Raw genomic sequence first — 16,323 nt, forward strand, 5'->3', positions numbered from 1 at the left:
TTGCTTATACTGTTGCCTATATTCACCCCTACAGGTAACCATCATGATTGATACTCGTCCGCCACTGCAATCTCTGCGTGAAATTTCCCCCAATTCTTTCATCTTTGAAAAGCGTGATGCGTTGCCGGGTTTTCTGTGCGACAACATGGTGGAGCGTTTCGAGCAAAATCTGGCTGACCAATACGCCGGGCGTATCGGGCAAGATATGGGTAGCAATCAGAGTGTGAAAAAAACCACCGACATTTTTGTCAGTGGCGATGACAAGCCGCACTGGAAGGACGTGGATAACAATCTGCACCGTTCACTGGCGTTGGCTTTACGTGAGTTCCGCGAAACCTTCCCGTATTTCAAAGGCCCGTTCAAGGATATGGGCTATAACCTGCAACGTTACCAACCGGGTGAGTATTACCACTGGCATATCGACGGCGGTAGCCATCAATTTGCAATGCGGCAACTGGTGGCGTTGTGGTATTTGAATGATGTGCCGGTTGAGGCAGGTGGTTCCACCGACTTTTTGCTCCAGAACCTGAGTGTGCAGCCAGAAAAGGGCAAGCTGGTGTTGTTTCCGCCTTTTTGGACACATGAGCACAGGGCAGGGTTGATCAAGTCCGGGGTGAAATACATTGCGACCACTTGGGTGATTTTTGCCTGAATACGCAGAATCATTGGATTTTATGATAAATGTGGCTTGTTTATGCCATCATTTTTATGTATGGTTAACTTGAGCTTAACGGAAGCGGTATTAGTTAATAAGGATATTTTAATAAAGCTTAGAGTGTCGATTTACTTATATAAAAATAAGGTGACATGATGAAAACCGCAATGTATGGTTTTGCCGCTTCCCTCAAAAGCAGTGTCGCGCTGTTAGCTTTGTTAAGCGCATCCAATGTTATGGCTGATGTTCAGTTTCGTATAGCGTATGAGGCTGATAGCAGTGAATACGTGATCTATATGAAGCCTGATATGGTGCCATCCCCTGATATGGCATTGTCCGCCCAAGTGACGTTAAGTGTTCCTCATGGTGTTGATAGTGGTCGTTTTGATGCCCTAAGTATCCATAGTGTCGTTGATGGTTTGGCATGGATTAATCATTCACGGGTCGATGCGCCCGTAGAAAACCCTGATGCTGATTATTTGTCGTTTGGTCTTCAATATACGAAGGGTAGAGCACCCAACTTTGGTTGGCAGGCTGGGGAGGAAATGCGTATTTTCTCATTTGCTAGCCCGACTGGCTGTTCCAGTAAGGTTGCATTGCTGGAGAATGCTGATCCGTTTAATCAATTGCCTAATTCAGTGAATACTAACCCTGGTAATGATTTTATGAATGTTGGTTGGTTGCAGGGGTATACCGGGAATTATGGTAATGCAGTTCAATGCCCGGGTCAGGCAGCGCTGCCTCCTGCTGTGGATGTTTCTTTGACCACGCAACTGGAAGACAAGATCAAAAAACTGGAAGCTCAATTGTTGAGTTGCCAAGCTGCAAACAATGTTAGTGCTATCGAGAGAGCGGTTATACCTATGTTGAAAGGGCAGAACAAAAGGCTTAGTTCTCGCTAACGATTTGATTTAAATCAAGACAGGGTGGCTACAGTGGCCTAGAATGAAGGAATGAAAACTGTAAACACCCTGATTGTTCTCTTGTTTGTTGGTATGCCTGCGATGGCTGAAGTCGAAGGTGTTCCACCCGCGCCAGAAACCTATTGCCAGTGGGAAATGGTTAATTATGCCATTCCTGCACCGTTATGCGGTTTGAAAGGTGATGTCGCGAATGGCATTAAAGTGGTGTCGGATGGAGCAAAAGGCAATTGCCTCGCTTGCCACCAGTTGCCAATTGAAGGCATCGAAGCCTATGGGACGATTGCGCCGCCGCTGGCTGGTATTGCCGCCCGCCTTACGGAGGCGCAATTACGCTTGCGGGTGGTGGATTCGCGTCATCTGAACCCGAATTCGATCATGCCCGGCTTTTACCGTGACCCCAGCCTGATCAATCGCCCTGCGAAATCCTACGAGGGCAAGACATTCCTGTCCGCGCAAGAGGTCGAGGATGTCATCGCTTATCTGGTAACGCTCAAATGATTACACTTACTTCCTCACGTTTGTGGATGGGCAGTTTGCTGCTGGCAATGTCTTGTTATGTATCTGCTGATGCGCCGACACCTTCCAAGTCTGGTCATGAATTCGTCAAAGACGAAACCCGTGAGATGCAGGATGATGAATTCCAGAATCCCGGTTTCATTGCTGTGGAGGCAGGGCGGGTATTGTTTAATGCCAAGCCTGCGTCCGGCAAATCTTGCGCGAGTTGCCACGGCGAGGCGGGTGAAAAGCTGGATGTGAACAATCTGGCGCGTTACCCGATCTACGATAAGGCGCAGGGCGGCATTGTGCGCTTGCAAGATAAAATCATGAGTTGCCGTGAACAGCAGTCAGGTGAAGCTCCCTTGCCCGCATACGATCATGATTTGCTGGCACTGGAAACCTTTGTGCGCCATTTGGCCGCTGGTGAACACGTCAATGTGCAAACCGACGGCGATATGGCACCGCTACTGAAAAAAGGTGAGGAACTGTACAGAACCCGCTTCGGCTTGATTGATATGTCTTGCGCCCATTGCCATGACATGTACCCCGGTCAGATGATTCGTGGGCAGAAGATCAGCCAAGGGCAGGGTAATGGTTTCCCAGCTTACCGGCTGGATACGGGTGAAATGGCAAACCTCGATTTACGCATTAAACAATGCCTGACCTTGATGCGTGCCGAACCGTTCGCGCCCGATGCAGAAGAAAGCAAATTGCTGGGCGCTTATATTATGTCGCGTTCCAATGGCCTGAAAATCGAAACGCCTGCTGTGCGGTATTGATCCCTTTACAGGAAATCGTGTCCGGTCATATCGCCTTCGATATTCATGTGGATTTCGCTCACGCGTGGCATCCGTTTGAGTATGTAAGCCGCCATGAGTGTGCCGCTTTGCTGGTTGCCGTTGGATAGCGCGGTGAGAAGCTTATCTGCCACGATTTGGCAACGCTGTTCCTGATCGGGGTTGTCTACCCATGTTCGGCTCATTTGATAGCCTTTATCCATGTCCTGATCGAGTTGTGCAAAAAAGTCTTCGCCTTCTGCCAGTATGAAATCTGGCACGTCAATATCGCGTGTGGTGTCGTTGATTTGTATCCGTAATTGCATCATTCTTTAACCTTTTATCTGTCTCGTGGGCAGATTACCCGATTCCATCGCTTAAAGGAAATTGCCATGCTATTGCTGATCAAAAAAGTACTCGACCCCCAGCGTATCAAGGAAGTGCAGGAATTGTTGGCCACCGGCGAATTCGTGGATGGGCGATTTTCTGCCGGAGCGGAGGCTGCCAAGGTTAAGTACAATCAGGAGCTTTCTCCTAACAGCCCTTTGCACCGCCGCCTGAATGCGATGGTGATGTCGCCGCTGGTACAAAACCCTGAATATCAAGCCGCCGTTATGCCACTGCGGGTAGCCACAGCGTTTTATGCGCGTTATCTGCCGGGTATGACCTACGGTTTCCACGTTGATGACCCGGTGATGGGGCCGATGTCGGGGCGTTACCGCACGGATGTTTCCAGCACAGTCTTCCTCAACGATGACTACGAGGGCGGTGAAATCGTTATCCGCACTGCGTATGGGGAAGAAAGAATACGTGGGGAAGCGGGTGATGCGGTTGTGTATGATTCGGGTAGCTTGCACAAAGTCGCGGAAGTGACCAAAGGTGTACGGCTGGTAGCAGTGACCTGGGCGCAAAGTTTGGTGAAAGACCCGCAACAACGCGAATTGTTGTACCAGTTGGCTCAGGCACGCGAGGGGGTGATGGATAAACTACCAAAATCCACAGAGGCTGCCAGCATCAGTACCGTCCACATCAACTTGTTGCGGATGTGGAGCGAGGTGTAGATTAGCGCCACTAAGCCGAAAATCCCCTTTCTTTGTCAGGGATACGGTTGGCAATCGTTTGGTTTAAGTGCAAAACAGGGCGTGTGTTAAATGCAGCTACAAGGAGTTTTGCATGGCGCAACTGTTGGTCAAGAAGTCATCTTGGTGGGAATTTAACACCAAGCAGGCACTAATATGGTTTCCTGTCGCTGCGGTACAAGCCAGTACGTTGGCAGGGTTGGGGTATTTTTACCACCGCCTCAACGTGTTGGAGGCGCAGCCTGTGCGTCAGCCAGTCTTGGCGAATGCCTTGCAAGATGTGAAAGCCCCTACTACGCGGCTAAACCGTGTTCCTCCACCACTGCCGCCTGCACCAGCACCCGCATCTTGGCAGGTCGCAATGGATAGCCCGGTGGCACTGGGTTTTATGCGCGTAGGGCAGGACTTTTCCCATGTGGCGCCAATAAAGCCAAAGCCGAAAGCGGTTGCAGTAAGGTCAGCGGTTTTGCATGATGCTGATAGGGCTGATATTAAGCGCGTGGCACAGGCCAACCGTTCCGCCTCCCCCGTTAAGCTGAAGAAAATCGCCCAGCAGCAGCTTGCACCTGCTGTTCCTGAGTCTGAACCTGTTTACGTGCCGGAAGTGGTCAACGCTGAGCCGTTACCCGTGGCAATACCGGCAGAAATCACACGTGGCAAACCTTTGCCGGTGGGAATTGTGGCGTGGGTTTATTTGGGGGAGTTACGTGATTACGGCTGGTACGGGCAGCGTTTGCATATTTCCCCGGATAGTGGTTTACCAGAAGTCGGTGGGGAATACCGCACGCAAAAAATTCACGGCATTTACGACCAGCCGCATGGCAATCGCACGATGGGCGGCTTCCAGCAAGGGGATGTGGTGAGTATTCTGGATGTTCAGCATGAGTCCAACCACGGAGTTTGGGCAAAGGTGCGCAAGATTCGCGCCGTGGGTCATTGAGTCGGTTTGTTGTCTGGTAAAAACTAAAAAAGCCGCTGGTTAGCGGCTTTTCAGGTATCTGAAGCGTACAGCTTATTTCCAGAAGTTAGCTTCTTTGGATGCCATTTCGCGGACTTCATTCGTCAGCTCTTGATAACGTTCGCGGTAAGTTTTCCACTCACCAACGTAATATTCTTCTGCGCTGAATTTGCCTGATTGCTCGTATGCAGTGAATTTGCGCTGCATTTCAATCATTTCGTTGATCAGCTCTTGCTTAGTGCTCATGTCCGGTGCCTCTTTCAAAATAACCAAATTCTTGGTAGCAGGATAAACGGATTCCGTTAAAAGGGGGATACCCCCTTTCGGGTAGAAATCAATAGCCGCCTTTGCGGTTAGTCGCTGGCAGACCCGCAACTTTCAAGCCTTGCTTGCTCGGTGCGCGTGGGAACAAGGTGTACATGTCTTTACTGGACAACTTCTTGTCGCTCCACTTGTCGGCCATGGCTTTCTGGATAATGCGTTCCATTGGCTGTGTGCCGTTGTTGTTAATGTATTGGTCGCGCAAGTAGTGGAGGACATCCCAATGCCGCTCGGTCAACTCGCCAATGCCTTCTTCAGTGGCAATAACTTTAGCAACTTCTTCGTTCCAATCGTTCAGGTTTACCAGAAAACCCGCTTCAGTGGTTTCGATGGTTGTGCCATTTACTTCGTAAGCCATGTTTTATTCCTCATGCAAAAGTGAATGTTGCCATTCGATGAAATTCTTGATCGCAAAATTATACGAAAAAGTACCGTTCCTCCCATTCCTCAAAAGGGATACACCCGGCTGTGAGGTGTATGCCGATGGGCGTAGAGGATCATTCTGTAGGTTTCAGGGTTTTAATGCCCTTATGTGGCATGAATAACCCGCAACCCAACTTGCGCCCATCGCCTAAACCGTATTGTTGCAGCTTGATGGATGGGTCACTGTCCAGATCGGCAATCATCAGATGACGTGTGTGTAAAACGTTGTCGGGCGTGCGGAGTGTGTGGCTTTTGCCGCACAGCAGTTTTTTTACTTTGAAATCCGCCACCCTTTTTACTTCTGCTGCCATACGCTGCAAAAAGCTGTTTTCATCTTCACCCTCGTTCGATAGGACATAGCGAGCGAAGACTACTGAGGTGTGGATAAACGGCTTTTCTTTCATGTCACGCAGGCCAATCGGGTAGTCGCCAACATCCAGCGTCTTGCCGCTGAGAGCTTGTGTGGCAGCAATTCGCTGTTTGGGGATGCGTAAAAATAGGCGGGTGCGACGCGAAGGCAATAGGAATTGGTTGGTCGGGTCATCCGGGCGTTCCCAGCCATTGCCGCTTTCAGCGACGTGAACCGGGTGTACGCCTGCCACACTTTCCTCGGCAAACCAAGGTAAGGCTTGCTGGATAGCTTGTGCCAAATCCCAAGCATGATCGAGTGGCAACCGCTTGCAGTCGATGGCGAAACTCACGTCCAACACATCATCGGGTGCGATGTAGGGGAGGGTTTTATCTTCGTCTTCCTGCCAAAACATCCTGTTACCTCGCCGATGAAAATGCAATTTCCAGTTGATCGTACCAGTCTTCCGGGCGGTCTTTGTAGCCGGGTGGTTCAATATCAATCTGGAAGAAAATGGAGCCTGTTTCTAGGGCACGTTTTTGTACGATTTGTTTTAACTCGTCGAAATTGCTGATGTTTTCACCTTCTGCCATCAGGATTTGGCTTAAGCTGAGCATATTGTCTCCTTGTGGTGGGGTTTAAAGCACCCGATCAAAATAACGCCCTCGGTACAGTAAGCGTTGTTGTGCCGGGTCGTCACTGTCTTTGAAAGCGGTGCGGCAATGCAGCACGTTGTTGCACAACAAGCCTTCGCCTGCTTGTAATGTGTACCCTATTTTGTAAGGTGAGTCCTGTTGCCATAAATTCAATAGGAAATCGGCAGCTTCCAGTGTTAGCGGATCATCACGCCATTGTACGTTACGTTGGCGGGCGGAATAGCGCATGTGCAAGTGGCCGCTTGGCGTAATGCTGAACACTGGCCCGGATTGTGCCGGGCGGATGATTTCCCCGTTGAGGATATTGGCGGGGATGGTAAACGCATTCGGGTGCATCAGAGCGTGGATGTAATCCGGGTTGGCATCGCGTAGCAGGATGTAGGCAATCTCGTGATCCATTAGCCAGCTCATTCCGCCTTCCAGTGCGTGTTGGGCGCAATGCAATACCATGCCATTGATTTGTGCTTCCGGTAGATTGTAATACCCATCGGTATGCCAGCTTAACTGTTTATTAGTATAGGGAATGTAATCATGCTGCCCGACATGGGACGTGACGTGTAAGGATGTCAGGCTGTCTTCATCGGCACACAAATTGTTATCCAGCCGGAATAGCCCTACTTTTTGCCCTAAACGGTGCACATGGCGTTTGTTGCGCACATCGCCTTGCATGAAACGGTACAGGGCAAGGTTGTGTTGACGGCAAATACTTTGAAGTTGAGCCAGTTCTGCTGCGCTGGGATTTTCCGGGTCCTGAATGGGTGTGAACAACTGTTCGGATGACAGTGGGTAGGCGTCCAATTTTTTTGTCCGCCATGTTTGGTAAGTCATCAGGTTATTGAAATAAAAGGGTAAGTTGTGCATTTTACAGACCTCAGGAAAGACCGTTGCCAAATCCAGCTATTTGCAATATTAAAAAATCCGAATATGCTATTGTACTGTTGTTGCTGAACTATTTTTGATTATGTTGAAGGTATATCCCCTAAGGGATAGGGCTTGGATTCAGGCAACACCCCATGGGTGAGATTCTTTGTTGTAGGTATCACGCATACACTTAGCAGACTCGCATATTGAGGGAACGAAAGTTCCGCGACCCGTTTTTGAATTGAAATTTCAGCCTGATTTTGAGTGTAGAGCCGGTCAGGAGGAAACGCCATCGTAATCGTTTACTGAGGAGGCAGGTATGGCAATTAAAAATTATCCAACACCAATGCTAGATGTGCTGGAAGAAGGCCCATGGCCTAGCTTCATCAGCGGCTTTAAAAAGCTGCGTGACGAGCATCCAGATGAACGCATCCGCAACACCATCAATGGTTTGATGGGGCAGTTGGAGCACTCTTATGAAACCAAAATGGGCTACTGGAAAGGTGGTACCATTTCTGTCTTCGGTTACGGTGGCGGCATTATCCCGCGCTTCTCTGAAGTCGGCCACATGTTCCCGGAATCCAAAGAATTCCATACCCTACGTGTACAGCCACCTGCTGGCAACTACTACACCACTGACATGTTGCGCCAACTGGCTGATAGCTGGGAAAAATGGGGCTCTGGCCTGCAAACTTTCCACGGCCAAACCGGCAACATCATGTTCATCGGTGCAAACAGCGTTAACTTCCAACACTTCTTTGATGAAATCAATGAATACGGTTGGGACTTGGGTGGTGCAGGCCCTTGCGTGCGTACTGGTATGTCTTGCGTGGGTGCTGCCCGTTGTGAAATGTCCAACTGTAACGAGCACGCCACGCATCGTCGCTTGATGAACAACTTTACGGATGACGTGCATCGTCCGGCGCTGCCTTACAAGTTCAAGTTCAAGGTTTCCGGCTGCCCTAACGATTGCCAGAACGCGATTGAACGTTCTGACTTCGCGGTTATTGGTACTTGGCGTGATGAGATGAAAATCAATCAAGCTGAAGTCGCCAACATGATCATGAAGAAAGCCAAGGAAATTGGCAAAGAAGGTGATCGTTCTGCAGGCCGTCAGTACATGTTCGACAACGTTATTAGCCGTTGCCCTACTCAAGCGATCAAGCTGAACGACGATGACACCATCACTGTTGATAACAGCAACTGTGTACGTTGTATGCACTGCCTGAACGTTATGCCAAAAGCACTGCAAGTAGGCGATGACAAGGGCGTAACTATCCTGATCGGTGGTAAGCGTACTCTGAAAATCGGCGACTTGATGGGTACTGTTGTTATTCCATTCATGAAGCTGGATACCGAAGAAGATTATGAGCGTATCGTTGAGCTGGCTGCTTCCATCATCGACTTCTGGGCTGAAAACGGTCTGGAACATGAGCGTTGCGGTGAGATGATTGAGCGTATCGGTCTGGTGAACTTTCTCGAAGGCATCGGTATTGACCCAGATCCAAACATGATCAAGCAACCGCGTAACGTTTCTTACGTGCGTACTGATGGTTGGGACGAAGCTGCTGAAGCTTGGTTCAACCGCAAGCGCGAAGAAAAAATGGCTGCGGCTGCTTAATACTATACGGCTCTTTGCAACAGGGCGGCCAAGTGTGCCGCCTTGTTTGCCCAGATTATTGATAAATTTGAGTTTACTCTGACGGAGGCTTCACATGGCCGCACCAGAAATGCGCGATCCTATTGAGTCTGGATGCCCAGATGGTTTCCAGTACATGCACCCTGTTATGCGCCGCAACTACGGTTTGTGGGCATATCATGAAGACCCACGCCCAGGTGTGTTGGTTCACGTTTCCAAAACTGGCGAAAAAATCTGGACAGTCCGCGCGGGTACACAACGTATCCTCGACGTGTTCACCCTGCGCAAGCTGATGGACATCGGTGACACGTATGGCGAAGGTTATGTTCACTTCACCATTCGCTCCAATATCGAATTCCAAGTGGCTGACGGCGACAAAGTAGAGCCGCTGGTTAAGGCGCTGGAAGATGCGGGTTTCCCTGTTGGTGGTACGCGTAACTCAGTGACTTCACTGTCCCACACACAAGGCTGGTTGCATTGCGACATCCCTGGTACGGACGCTTCCGGCGTGGTTAAGGCCATGATGGATGAGTTGCTGCCTGAGTTCAAAGCATGGAACATGCCGAACCGCGTCCATATCACTACTTCTTGCTGCCAGATTAACTGTGGCGGTCAAGGCGATATCGCGATTAACGTACAGCACGTTAAGCCACCAAAAATCAACCATGCACTGGTTGGTAATGTGTGCGAACGTCCAACGGTTGTTGCACGTTGCCCAGTGGCGGCGATTCGTCCTGCTATGGTTGACGGCAAGCCTTCCCTGGAAGTTGATGAGAAGAAGTGCATTTGCTGCGGTGCTTGCTACCCACCATGCCCTCCTATGCAGATCAACGATCACCAGTACACCCAATTGGCTGTCTGGATCGGTGGTAACCACTCCAATGCGCGTGGCAAACCAACCTTCCAACGTTTGGTTGCTGCTGGTATCCCGAACAATCCACCGCGTTGGCCTGAAGCCACGGCGATTGTTAAGAAAATTCTGGAGTGCTACAAAGCGGGCGCGAAAGATTGGGAACGTATCAACGAGTGGGTTGAGCGCATCGGCTGGCCGCGTTTCTTTGAAGTGACTGGTCTGCCATTCACCAAGTACCACATCGACAACTGGCGTGGTGCGCGTGCAAACCTGAACTCTTCAACGCATATCCGTTTCTGATCGAAGCGGCACGAGGAATAGAACGGAATGAAATACACAATTCTGGTCAACGAAGGGCCTTATCAGCACCAAGCGTCTGATTCTGCCATTCAGTTCATCCGTGCTGCATTGGAGAAGGGCCACGAAATTTTTCGTGTGTTCTTCTACCATGACGGCGTAAACAACGGCACACGCTTGACTGTTCCACCGGCTGACGATCGCCTGATCCAGAAAGCCTGGTCAGAGCTGGCTGAAAAGCATGGTCTGGACTTGGTTATCTGTATCGCAGCGGCACAGCGTCGCGGCATTATGGATGCAGATGAGGCGAAGCGTCAGGGTATGGACGCCAACAACATTGCCCCCGGTTTCCGTATTTCGGGCTTGGGTCAGTTGGTTGAAGGTGGTATTCAGTCTGACCGTTTAGTCGTGTTTGGCGATTAAGGAGCTGTAAAAATGACTACAAAGAATTTTCTGTTTGTAAATCGTAAAGCTCCTTACGGCACGGTCTACGCGCTGGAGTCACTGGAAGTCGTCTTGATTTCTGCTGCTTTTGAGCAAAACGTTAGTTTGGCATTCATCGACGATGGTGTTTACCAAATTACGAAAGGCCAAAACAGCAAAGGCATCGGCATGAAGAACTTCTCGCCGACCTTCCGTGCACTGGGTGACTATGACATTACCAAACTGTACGTTTCCAGTGAGTCTTTGGCAGAGCGTGGCCTGACGGTTGATGACCTGATGGAGCTGACTTACGAAGATGCCGATGATGATTACGCTGAAAAGCCTTCCATTATTCTGGTTGATGCCAAAGGCATGGCAGCAATGATGGCTGAGCAAGAAGTAATTTTGAGCTTCTAACGGAGGATTTGATCATGGCTATGTTACATATTGTCAATAAGTCCCCGTTTGAACGTGTGGCTTTTGATAGTTGCTTGACGCACGCTAACGCTGGCGATTCGATCATTATGATTGAAGATGCTGTGGTTGGAGCAGTCGATGGGTCAAGCTTTTCTGGTAAAGTAAAGGCTGCGATGGCAGACAAGACCGTGTATGTGTTGGGTGCAGACCTAGCAGCACGCGGTTTGGATGGCAAAGCAATGGACGGGATAGTCAGCGTTGATTATGCAGGTTTTGTAGACCTGACAGCAAACAACGATACGACCCAAAGCTGGCTATAAGTTTTAACATTTTTTGATAGGAGGCCATCTCATGGCATCACTTAACATCGGCGGCAAAGACATCGCGCTGGACGAAGAAGGCTATCTGGAGAATCTGAACGACTGGACTCCAGAAGTTGCAGAAGCGCTGGCAACAGCAGAAGACGTTACCCTGACTAGCGAACACTGGGAAATCCTGAATTTCCTGCGTGAATACTATGAGGAGTATCAAATTGCTCCAGCGGTACGCGTTCTGACTAAAGCCGTTGGCAAGCGTTTGGGTGCTGATAAAGGTAACTCTAAGTACCTGTACAGCCTGTTCCCATACGGCCCTGGCAAGCAAGCTTGTAAATACGGCGGTCTGCCTAAACCAACGGGTTGCGTATAATTTTATAGAGTTGCTCCGGTTCGCCGGAGCCTCTTCTTAAGCCCTGTTGTTGACAGGTTTTCAGAAGAGAGACAATGGCATCAGGAGTACATAGTGACATTCGTAAGTATCCTTTACGGACTGTTGTTTTGGGCGGCAACGTTAATTTTAGTTGGCGGTGTGGTCGTAAAAGTCCGTCAATACTGGAATACCCCAGCCCCGTTGAAGATTCCCACTACGCCTGCGCCTGTAACGCAGCGCGGTGTGGTATGGCGCATGTTCCGTGAGGTGGTGTTTTTTCAGAGCTTATTCCGCTCAAATAAAACGCTGTGGTTATTCGCAATACTGTTTCACCTATCGTTGTGGTTGGTATTGATACGTCATAGCCGTTATTTCGTCGATATGAATGACTTTTTGGTCTTCATGCAGCCTTTCGGTCGCTATGCTGGTTTTACAATGGTATTGGGTTTGGCCGGTTTGTGGGCGCGTCGCTTCTTAGTGGATCGAGTGCGTTATATTTCTGCGCCATCTGATCATTTGATGCTGGCACTGCTGATTGCGATTGGTGTAAGTGGCCTGATGATGAGCTTCGTTACCCATACGGATGTCACCCAGGTAAAAGCATTCTTTGGTGGTTTGTTGACGTTTGGTTTCTTCGGTGACGAAGGCTTGCCCGCTGATCCGATTGTATTGATTCATTTGCTGTTGGTGGCATTGCTGATGATTATTTTCCCGATCAGTAAGTTGATGCACGCACCGGGCATATTTTTTAGCCCGACCCGTAATCAGGTGGATAACCCGCGTGAAAAACGCCATATATCTGGCTGGGCATTGGAACTGGAACGTCAAGGTAAGTTGTACCTCGACGAACTGAAGAAATAAGAGGTAAGAGCATCATGGCTGATTACGAAGTTCCAACATTAACGGGTGAAGGCTACTGCGAAGTTCCAGCAGTGCGTGAAGATGTGATGAAGGGCAAAGGCCCGTTCATCGCCAAACCCGCCTTTCAGGAGGCAATGCACTTCCCTTCCGATTTCGCAGAAATTGGTGAATTGGTACCTAATTGGAAAGAGCGTGCACTGGATAAAATGGCTGATTTGAAAGGCCGTTATCGTTCCCTGCAAGTGTTCTTGGATATTTGCGTTAAATGCGGCGCATGTACCGATAAGTGTCATTACTTTATTGGCACATCTGATGCGAAAAATATGCCGGTGGCACGTCAGGATTTGCTGCGTAAGGTTTATCGCCGTTACTTCACGTTTGCGGGCAAGTATTTCCCCAAGCTGGTGGGTGCAACGGATCTGACCGAAGATGTGTTGAAGGACTGGTATAACTATTATCACCAGTGCTCACAGTGCCGCCGCTGTTCCGTGTTCTGCCCTTACGGGATCGACACGGCTGAAATTTCCATGGCTGCCCGCGAGATTTTGGATCACGTCGGTTATGGTCAGAAGTATTGTAATGAAATCCTCGGCAAGGTTTACAAGATTGGTAATAACCTTGGTTTGCCTGGTCCTGCGCTGTTCGATACGGTTGAGGGGCTGGAAGAGGATGTGGAAGACGATACTGGTATCAAAGTCCGTTTCCCATTGGATGAAGATGGCGCAGAAGTGCTGTTGGTAACACCTTCAGCGGACTTCTTTGCTGAGCCGCACATTGATGGTTTGATTGGTTATGCCAAAGTATTCCATGAAACAGGTGTAACTTGGACATTAAGTACTGTTGCCTCGGAGGCCGGTAACTTCGGCATGTTCATCGGCTCTTACGAGACCATGCGCCGGGTTTCCCTGCGGGTTCGTGAAGCAGCGATCAAGCACAAAGTTAAACGTATTGTGTTCGGCGAATGTGGTCATGCATGGCGTGTGGCATACAGTTTCCTGAATACACTGGCTGGGCCGTTTGATTTTCTTGACCAGCGTTACCCAATACCCCAACACATTCTGGAGTTTACTTGGGGACATTTGCAGGCTGGGACGCTGAAAATTGACAAGACCGAGAATGATGACAAGGTTCTGACCTTCCACGACTCGTGCAACGTGGCACGTGGTAGCCGTATGGGTGATGCCCCCGGTGGTCAGTTTGAGATTCCACGCCATGTCATTCGCGCAGTATGTAACAATTTTGTGGATATGCCAGCAGACACCATTCATGACGCAACCTTCTGTTGTGGTGGTGGTGGTGGTTTGTTGACAGACGACTTGATGGAAATCCGTGTCAAAGGTGCTCAGCCGCGTGCTGAAGCCCTCAAGCATGTGACTACCCATAATGGCGTGACCCACATGGCGGCGATTTGCGCGATTTGCAAATCACAATTTACGAAAGTGTTGCCGTATTACGGTTTCACGATGGATCAGATTGTCAGTGTTCACCAATTGGTGAGTAACGCAATCATCCTGCAACGGCAAGTGTCCGTTCAGGCACGTCCTGACGAAGAAGAGGATGAGGACGACGACGCATAAGGCGCAGTCCTCTGGTTCAAAACGATTTTAGATATTGATTAATCCGGTATGTTCGGGTTTTCCAACAGGAGATAGGCATGGCAACCGCAGCGCACGACAGCAAGCTTAAAAGTCAAACATTCCGCCGTTACAAAGACGGTGATCATGAATGGGGCAGTATGCACGACAAAATTTTTGTCGAAGATACTACGTATAAATGCCCAACCTATATCCACAAAACACCACCTTGCCAAGGTAGCTGCCCATCGGGTGAAGATATTCGTGGCTGGTTGCAAATTGTGCGCGGCATCGAGAAGCCACCCGCTGGCATGACCATGCAGGAATACGCTTTCCGCCGTTCCACCAATGCTAACCCGTTCCCGTCCATGATGGGTCGTGTTTGCCCGGCTCCTTGCCAAACAGGTTGTAACCGTAACGACGTTGACGATTTCGTTGGCATCAACTCGGTTGAACAGTACATCGGCGATAGCGCGATTGAGGCAGGCTTCACGTTTGAAGCAGGTGCTGAATTGAGCGGCAAGAAAGTTGCCATCATCGGTGGTGGTCCAGCAGGTATGACGGCGGCTTATCAATTGCGTCGCATGGGTCATGCTTCCACTGTGTTTGAGCAGCACCCAGAACTGGGCGGCATGATGCGTTACGGCATCCCCGGCTACCGCGTACCACGCGACAAGTTGGGTGCTGAAATGCAACGTATTATCAACATGGGTGACATCACTATCAAGTGCAACACCACTGTCGGCAAAGACGTGACAATTGAAACACTGGAAAGTGATTTCGATGCAGTGCTGTGGACAGTTGGTTGCTGGAACGGTCGTGGCCTGTTCGTTGACAAGTTTGCTGAAACACCCAACTGCGTATCAGCGGTTGATTTCCTCGAGGCCTATAACAAGGGCACGATGAAATACACTGCTCCTCGCGTGGTGTGTGTCGGTGGTGGTGATACCTCCATCGACGTAGTATCCGTGTCACGCCGTATTGGTACACTGGCTAATTACGCTGAAAATGCTGAAGATTCCGCAACAGGCAAACTGGTTCACGGTGATGTTGGTGAAAAAGCAGCACCAGCCGTTACCTTGACCACCCTGTTCCCGCTGGATCAAATGACAGCAGCAGAACACGAAGTTCAAGATGCGCTGAAAGAAGGCGTTACTATCCTGACTGAAGTCATGCCGACTGAAATTGTGTTTGGCGCTGATGGTCGTGCCATTGGCCTGAAAGTCGTCGAATGCGTGATGAAAGGCAATATGCCTGTCGCGAAAGAAGGCGGTAAAGAAACCATCATCGAAGCCGACATCATTGTTTCAGCTATTGGTCAGTTCGGTAAGCTGGATGGCATTGACTCTTTGAACAATGGTCGTAACCAGATCAATGCTGATGGCCTGTATCAAGTACCAGGCAAGCCTGGCCACTTTGCGGCAGGTGACGTGGTTCGTCCGCATTTGCTGACAACGGCTATCGGTCAGGCGTCTATCGCTTCCGAAACCATCAACCAGTACTTGCGTGCGGAAGAGCTGAAAAAGCGTCCGAAAGTAGACAAGCATCACTTCGATCTGATGGAAAAACTGCAAGAAGCAGGTTTGAACCCAGCCGCTTACGAAGATGCTCGCGCTGAAGACATGCGTGGTACGGATGGCTCAGGCTATGCTGTTCACAACTACGATGACCGTTCTAAAAACGTCATCGTGTCGTCTAAAGCCTTGTTCTTGGGACACTTCCCGGTTGTTGAGCGCAATTTGCGTACTGAAGATGTACCAACGGCTGAAGAAGTGTTGGGTCACTTCGCTGAGCGTATGAATCCGTTGGCAGAAGCTGATGCAATCAAAGAAGCCAAGCGCTGCATGAGCTGCGGTATGTGCTTCGAGTGTGATAACTGCGTTATCTACTGCCCGCAAACGGCTGTTTACCGTGTGCCAAAGAAACAGGCGACACTCGGTCGTTATGTTGCAACCGACTACTCCAAGTGTATCGGCTGCCACATCTGTGCAGACGTTTGCCCAACTGGTTACATCGAAATGGGGTTGGGTGAGTAATCTCACACCATCCTTGAATGCAGGCTCGACAGGAATC

Annotated in this window: 21 protein-coding genes; 15 read left to right on the top strand and 6 right to left on the bottom strand. The window is 49.8% G+C overall.

Features of this window, described 5'->3' with window-relative positions; translation table 11 throughout:
* Positions 1 to 43: 43 nt before the first annotated feature.
* From Q394_RS0117300 to soxA, 4 genes are all read left to right on the top strand, one after another.
* Positions 44 to 652, top strand: coding sequence for a 2OG-Fe(II) oxygenase family protein (locus tag Q394_RS0117300; RefSeq protein ID WP_028490348.1), 609 nt, complete (start codon positions 44 to 46; stop codon positions 650 to 652).
* Between the two features lie 155 nt (positions 653 to 807).
* The gene (locus tag Q394_RS21020) at positions 808 to 1,557 is read left to right on the top strand and encodes a cadherin (RefSeq protein WP_156946921.1); all 750 of its coding nucleotides are present in this window, start codon (positions 808 to 810) and stop codon (positions 1,555 to 1,557) included.
* Between the two features lie 51 nt (positions 1,558 to 1,608).
* Positions 1,609 to 2,076, top strand: coding sequence for a sulfur oxidation c-type cytochrome SoxX (gene soxX, locus Q394_RS0117310; RefSeq protein ID WP_051543538.1), 468 nt, complete (start codon positions 1,609 to 1,611; stop codon positions 2,074 to 2,076).
* Positions 2,073 to 2,855, top strand: a complete 783-nt coding sequence (soxA, locus tag Q394_RS21025) for a sulfur oxidation c-type cytochrome SoxA (protein WP_051543539.1) — start codon at positions 2,073 to 2,075, stop codon at positions 2,853 to 2,855. Before soxX ends, soxA begins: the two co-directional genes overlap by 4 nt.
* 5 nt (positions 2,856 to 2,860) lie before the next feature.
* Here soxA and Q394_RS21030 read toward each other — a convergent pair whose 3' ends face one another.
* Positions 2,861 to 3,181, bottom strand: a complete 321-nt coding sequence (locus Q394_RS21030; RefSeq protein ID WP_051543540.1) for a hypothetical protein — start codon at positions 3,179 to 3,181, stop codon at positions 2,861 to 2,863.
* 63 nt (positions 3,182 to 3,244) lie between these two features.
* On the opposite strand from Q394_RS21030, the gene Q394_RS0117325 reads away from it, so the two are divergent.
* Both Q394_RS0117325 and Q394_RS0117330 read left to right on the top strand, forming a co-directional pair.
* Complete coding sequence (locus Q394_RS0117325; RefSeq protein ID WP_028490350.1) at positions 3,245 to 3,913, top strand: Fe2+-dependent dioxygenase; 669 nt, start codon at positions 3,245 to 3,247, stop codon at positions 3,911 to 3,913.
* 112 nt (positions 3,914 to 4,025) lie between these two features.
* Complete coding sequence (locus Q394_RS0117330) at positions 4,026 to 4,871, top strand: hypothetical protein (protein WP_028490351.1); 846 nt, start codon at positions 4,026 to 4,028, stop codon at positions 4,869 to 4,871.
* 72 nt (positions 4,872 to 4,943) lie between these two features.
* Here Q394_RS0117330 and Q394_RS0117335 read toward each other — a convergent pair whose 3' ends face one another.
* The 5 genes from Q394_RS0117335 to Q394_RS0117355 form a co-directional block, all read right to left on the bottom strand.
* On the bottom strand, positions 4,944 to 5,135 hold the full coding sequence (locus tag Q394_RS0117335; RefSeq protein WP_028490352.1) for a hypothetical protein: 192 nt from the start codon (positions 5,133 to 5,135) through the stop codon (positions 4,944 to 4,946).
* Positions 5,136 to 5,223: 88 nt separating this feature from the next.
* Positions 5,224 to 5,568 carry a TusE/DsrC/DsvC family sulfur relay protein gene (locus tag Q394_RS0117340; RefSeq protein ID WP_028490353.1) on the bottom strand — a complete coding sequence of 115 codons (345 nt, stop codon included), beginning with the start codon at positions 5,566 to 5,568 and terminating at the stop codon, positions 5,224 to 5,226.
* A gap of 139 nt (positions 5,569 to 5,707) precedes the next feature.
* Positions 5,708 to 6,397, bottom strand: a complete 690-nt coding sequence (cas6, locus tag Q394_RS0117345; RefSeq protein WP_028490354.1) for a type I-MYXAN CRISPR-associated protein Cas6/Cmx6 — start codon at positions 6,395 to 6,397, stop codon at positions 5,708 to 5,710.
* A gap of 4 nt (positions 6,398 to 6,401) precedes the next feature.
* Complete coding sequence (locus tag Q394_RS0117350; protein WP_028490355.1) at positions 6,402 to 6,599, bottom strand: hypothetical protein; 198 nt, start codon at positions 6,597 to 6,599, stop codon at positions 6,402 to 6,404.
* Positions 6,600 to 6,620: 21 nt separating this feature from the next.
* Positions 6,621 to 7,499, bottom strand: a complete 879-nt coding sequence (locus Q394_RS0117355; RefSeq protein WP_028490356.1) for a TauD/TfdA family dioxygenase — start codon at positions 7,497 to 7,499, stop codon at positions 6,621 to 6,623.
* A 319-nt stretch (positions 7,500 to 7,818) separates the two neighbouring features.
* On the opposite strand from Q394_RS0117355, the gene dsrA reads away from it, so the two are divergent.
* From dsrA to Q394_RS0117400, 9 genes are all read left to right on the top strand, one after another.
* The gene (gene dsrA, locus Q394_RS0117360; RefSeq protein WP_028490357.1) at positions 7,819 to 9,120 is read left to right on the top strand and encodes a dissimilatory-type sulfite reductase subunit alpha; all 1,302 of its coding nucleotides are present in this window, start codon (positions 7,819 to 7,821) and stop codon (positions 9,118 to 9,120) included.
* A 94-nt stretch (positions 9,121 to 9,214) separates the two neighbouring features.
* Positions 9,215 to 10,291 (top strand): dissimilatory-type sulfite reductase subunit beta, encoded by a 1,077-nt coding sequence (dsrB, locus tag Q394_RS0117365; RefSeq protein WP_028490358.1) that lies wholly within the window; start codon positions 9,215 to 9,217, stop codon positions 10,289 to 10,291.
* Between the two features lie 27 nt (positions 10,292 to 10,318).
* Positions 10,319 to 10,711 carry a sulfurtransferase complex subunit TusD gene (gene tusD / locus Q394_RS0117370; RefSeq protein ID WP_028490359.1) on the top strand — a complete coding sequence of 131 codons (393 nt, stop codon included), beginning with the start codon at positions 10,319 to 10,321 and terminating at the stop codon, positions 10,709 to 10,711.
* Between the two features lie 12 nt (positions 10,712 to 10,723).
* Positions 10,724 to 11,128, top strand: a complete 405-nt coding sequence (tusC, locus tag Q394_RS0117375) for a sulfurtransferase complex subunit TusC (RefSeq protein WP_028490360.1) — start codon at positions 10,724 to 10,726, stop codon at positions 11,126 to 11,128.
* Between the two features lie 14 nt (positions 11,129 to 11,142).
* Entirely contained in the window at positions 11,143 to 11,448 is a 306-nt protein-coding gene (gene tusB, locus Q394_RS0117380; protein ID WP_028490361.1) for a sulfurtransferase complex subunit TusB, read from the top strand.
* Positions 11,449 to 11,479: 31 nt separating this feature from the next.
* The gene (locus tag Q394_RS0117385; protein WP_038141926.1) at positions 11,480 to 11,815 is read left to right on the top strand and encodes a TusE/DsrC/DsvC family sulfur relay protein; all 336 of its coding nucleotides are present in this window, start codon (positions 11,480 to 11,482) and stop codon (positions 11,813 to 11,815) included.
* A gap of 93 nt (positions 11,816 to 11,908) precedes the next feature.
* Positions 11,909 to 12,676, top strand: coding sequence for a respiratory nitrate reductase subunit gamma (locus Q394_RS0117390; protein ID WP_028490363.1), 768 nt, complete (start codon positions 11,909 to 11,911; stop codon positions 12,674 to 12,676).
* Between the two features lie 14 nt (positions 12,677 to 12,690).
* Positions 12,691 to 14,253, top strand: coding sequence for a sulfate reduction electron transfer complex DsrMKJOP subunit DsrK (gene dsrK, locus Q394_RS0117395; protein WP_028490364.1), 1,563 nt, complete (start codon positions 12,691 to 12,693; stop codon positions 14,251 to 14,253).
* Positions 14,254 to 14,330: 77 nt separating this feature from the next.
* Positions 14,331 to 16,286 carry an NAD(P)-binding protein gene (locus tag Q394_RS0117400; protein WP_028490365.1) on the top strand — a complete coding sequence of 652 codons (1,956 nt, stop codon included), beginning with the start codon at positions 14,331 to 14,333 and terminating at the stop codon, positions 16,284 to 16,286.
* Positions 16,287 to 16,323: the final 37 nt, after the last annotated feature.

The organism is Thiothrix lacustris DSM 21227, from assembly GCF_000621325.1.
GTDB lineage: Bacteria > Pseudomonadota > Gammaproteobacteria > Thiotrichales > Thiotrichaceae > Thiothrix > Thiothrix lacustris.

Coding starts and splice junctions, on each gene's coding strand:
- Q394_RS0117300 (WP_028490348.1), top strand. CDS start 44: ATGATTGATACTCGTCCGCCACTGCAATCTCTGCGTGAAATTTCCCCC.
- Q394_RS21020 (WP_156946921.1), top strand. CDS start 808: ATGATGAAAACCGCAATGTATGGTTTTGCCGCTTCCCTCAAAAGCAGT.
- soxX (WP_051543538.1), top strand. CDS start 1,609: ATGAAAACTGTAAACACCCTGATTGTTCTCTTGTTTGTTGGTATGCCT.
- soxA (WP_051543539.1), top strand. CDS start 2,073: ATGATTACACTTACTTCCTCACGTTTGTGGATGGGCAGTTTGCTGCTG.
- Q394_RS21030 (WP_051543540.1), bottom strand. CDS start 3,181: ATGATGCAATTACGGATACAAATCAACGACACCACACGCGATATTGAC.
- Q394_RS0117325 (WP_028490350.1), top strand. CDS start 3,245: ATGCTATTGCTGATCAAAAAAGTACTCGACCCCCAGCGTATCAAGGAA.
- Q394_RS0117330 (WP_028490351.1), top strand. CDS start 4,026: ATGGCGCAACTGTTGGTCAAGAAGTCATCTTGGTGGGAATTTAACACC.
- Q394_RS0117335 (WP_028490352.1), bottom strand. CDS start 5,135: ATGAGCACTAAGCAAGAGCTGATCAACGAAATGATTGAAATGCAGCGC.
- Q394_RS0117340 (WP_028490353.1), bottom strand. CDS start 5,568: ATGGCTTACGAAGTAAATGGCACAACCATCGAAACCACTGAAGCGGGT.
- cas6 (WP_028490354.1), bottom strand. CDS start 6,397: ATGTTTTGGCAGGAAGACGAAGATAAAACCCTCCCCTACATCGCACCC.
- Q394_RS0117350 (WP_028490355.1), bottom strand. CDS start 6,599: ATGCTCAGCTTAAGCCAAATCCTGATGGCAGAAGGTGAAAACATCAGC.
- Q394_RS0117355 (WP_028490356.1), bottom strand. CDS start 7,499: ATGCACAACTTACCCTTTTATTTCAATAACCTGATGACTTACCAAACA.
- dsrA (WP_028490357.1), top strand. CDS start 7,819: ATGGCAATTAAAAATTATCCAACACCAATGCTAGATGTGCTGGAAGAA.
- dsrB (WP_028490358.1), top strand. CDS start 9,215: ATGGCCGCACCAGAAATGCGCGATCCTATTGAGTCTGGATGCCCAGAT.
- tusD (WP_028490359.1), top strand. CDS start 10,319: ATGAAATACACAATTCTGGTCAACGAAGGGCCTTATCAGCACCAAGCG.
- tusC (WP_028490360.1), top strand. CDS start 10,724: ATGACTACAAAGAATTTTCTGTTTGTAAATCGTAAAGCTCCTTACGGC.
- tusB (WP_028490361.1), top strand. CDS start 11,143: ATGGCTATGTTACATATTGTCAATAAGTCCCCGTTTGAACGTGTGGCT.
- Q394_RS0117385 (WP_038141926.1), top strand. CDS start 11,480: ATGGCATCACTTAACATCGGCGGCAAAGACATCGCGCTGGACGAAGAA.
- dsrK (WP_028490364.1), top strand. CDS start 12,691: ATGGCTGATTACGAAGTTCCAACATTAACGGGTGAAGGCTACTGCGAA.
- Q394_RS0117400 (WP_028490365.1), top strand. CDS start 14,331: ATGGCAACCGCAGCGCACGACAGCAAGCTTAAAAGTCAAACATTCCGC.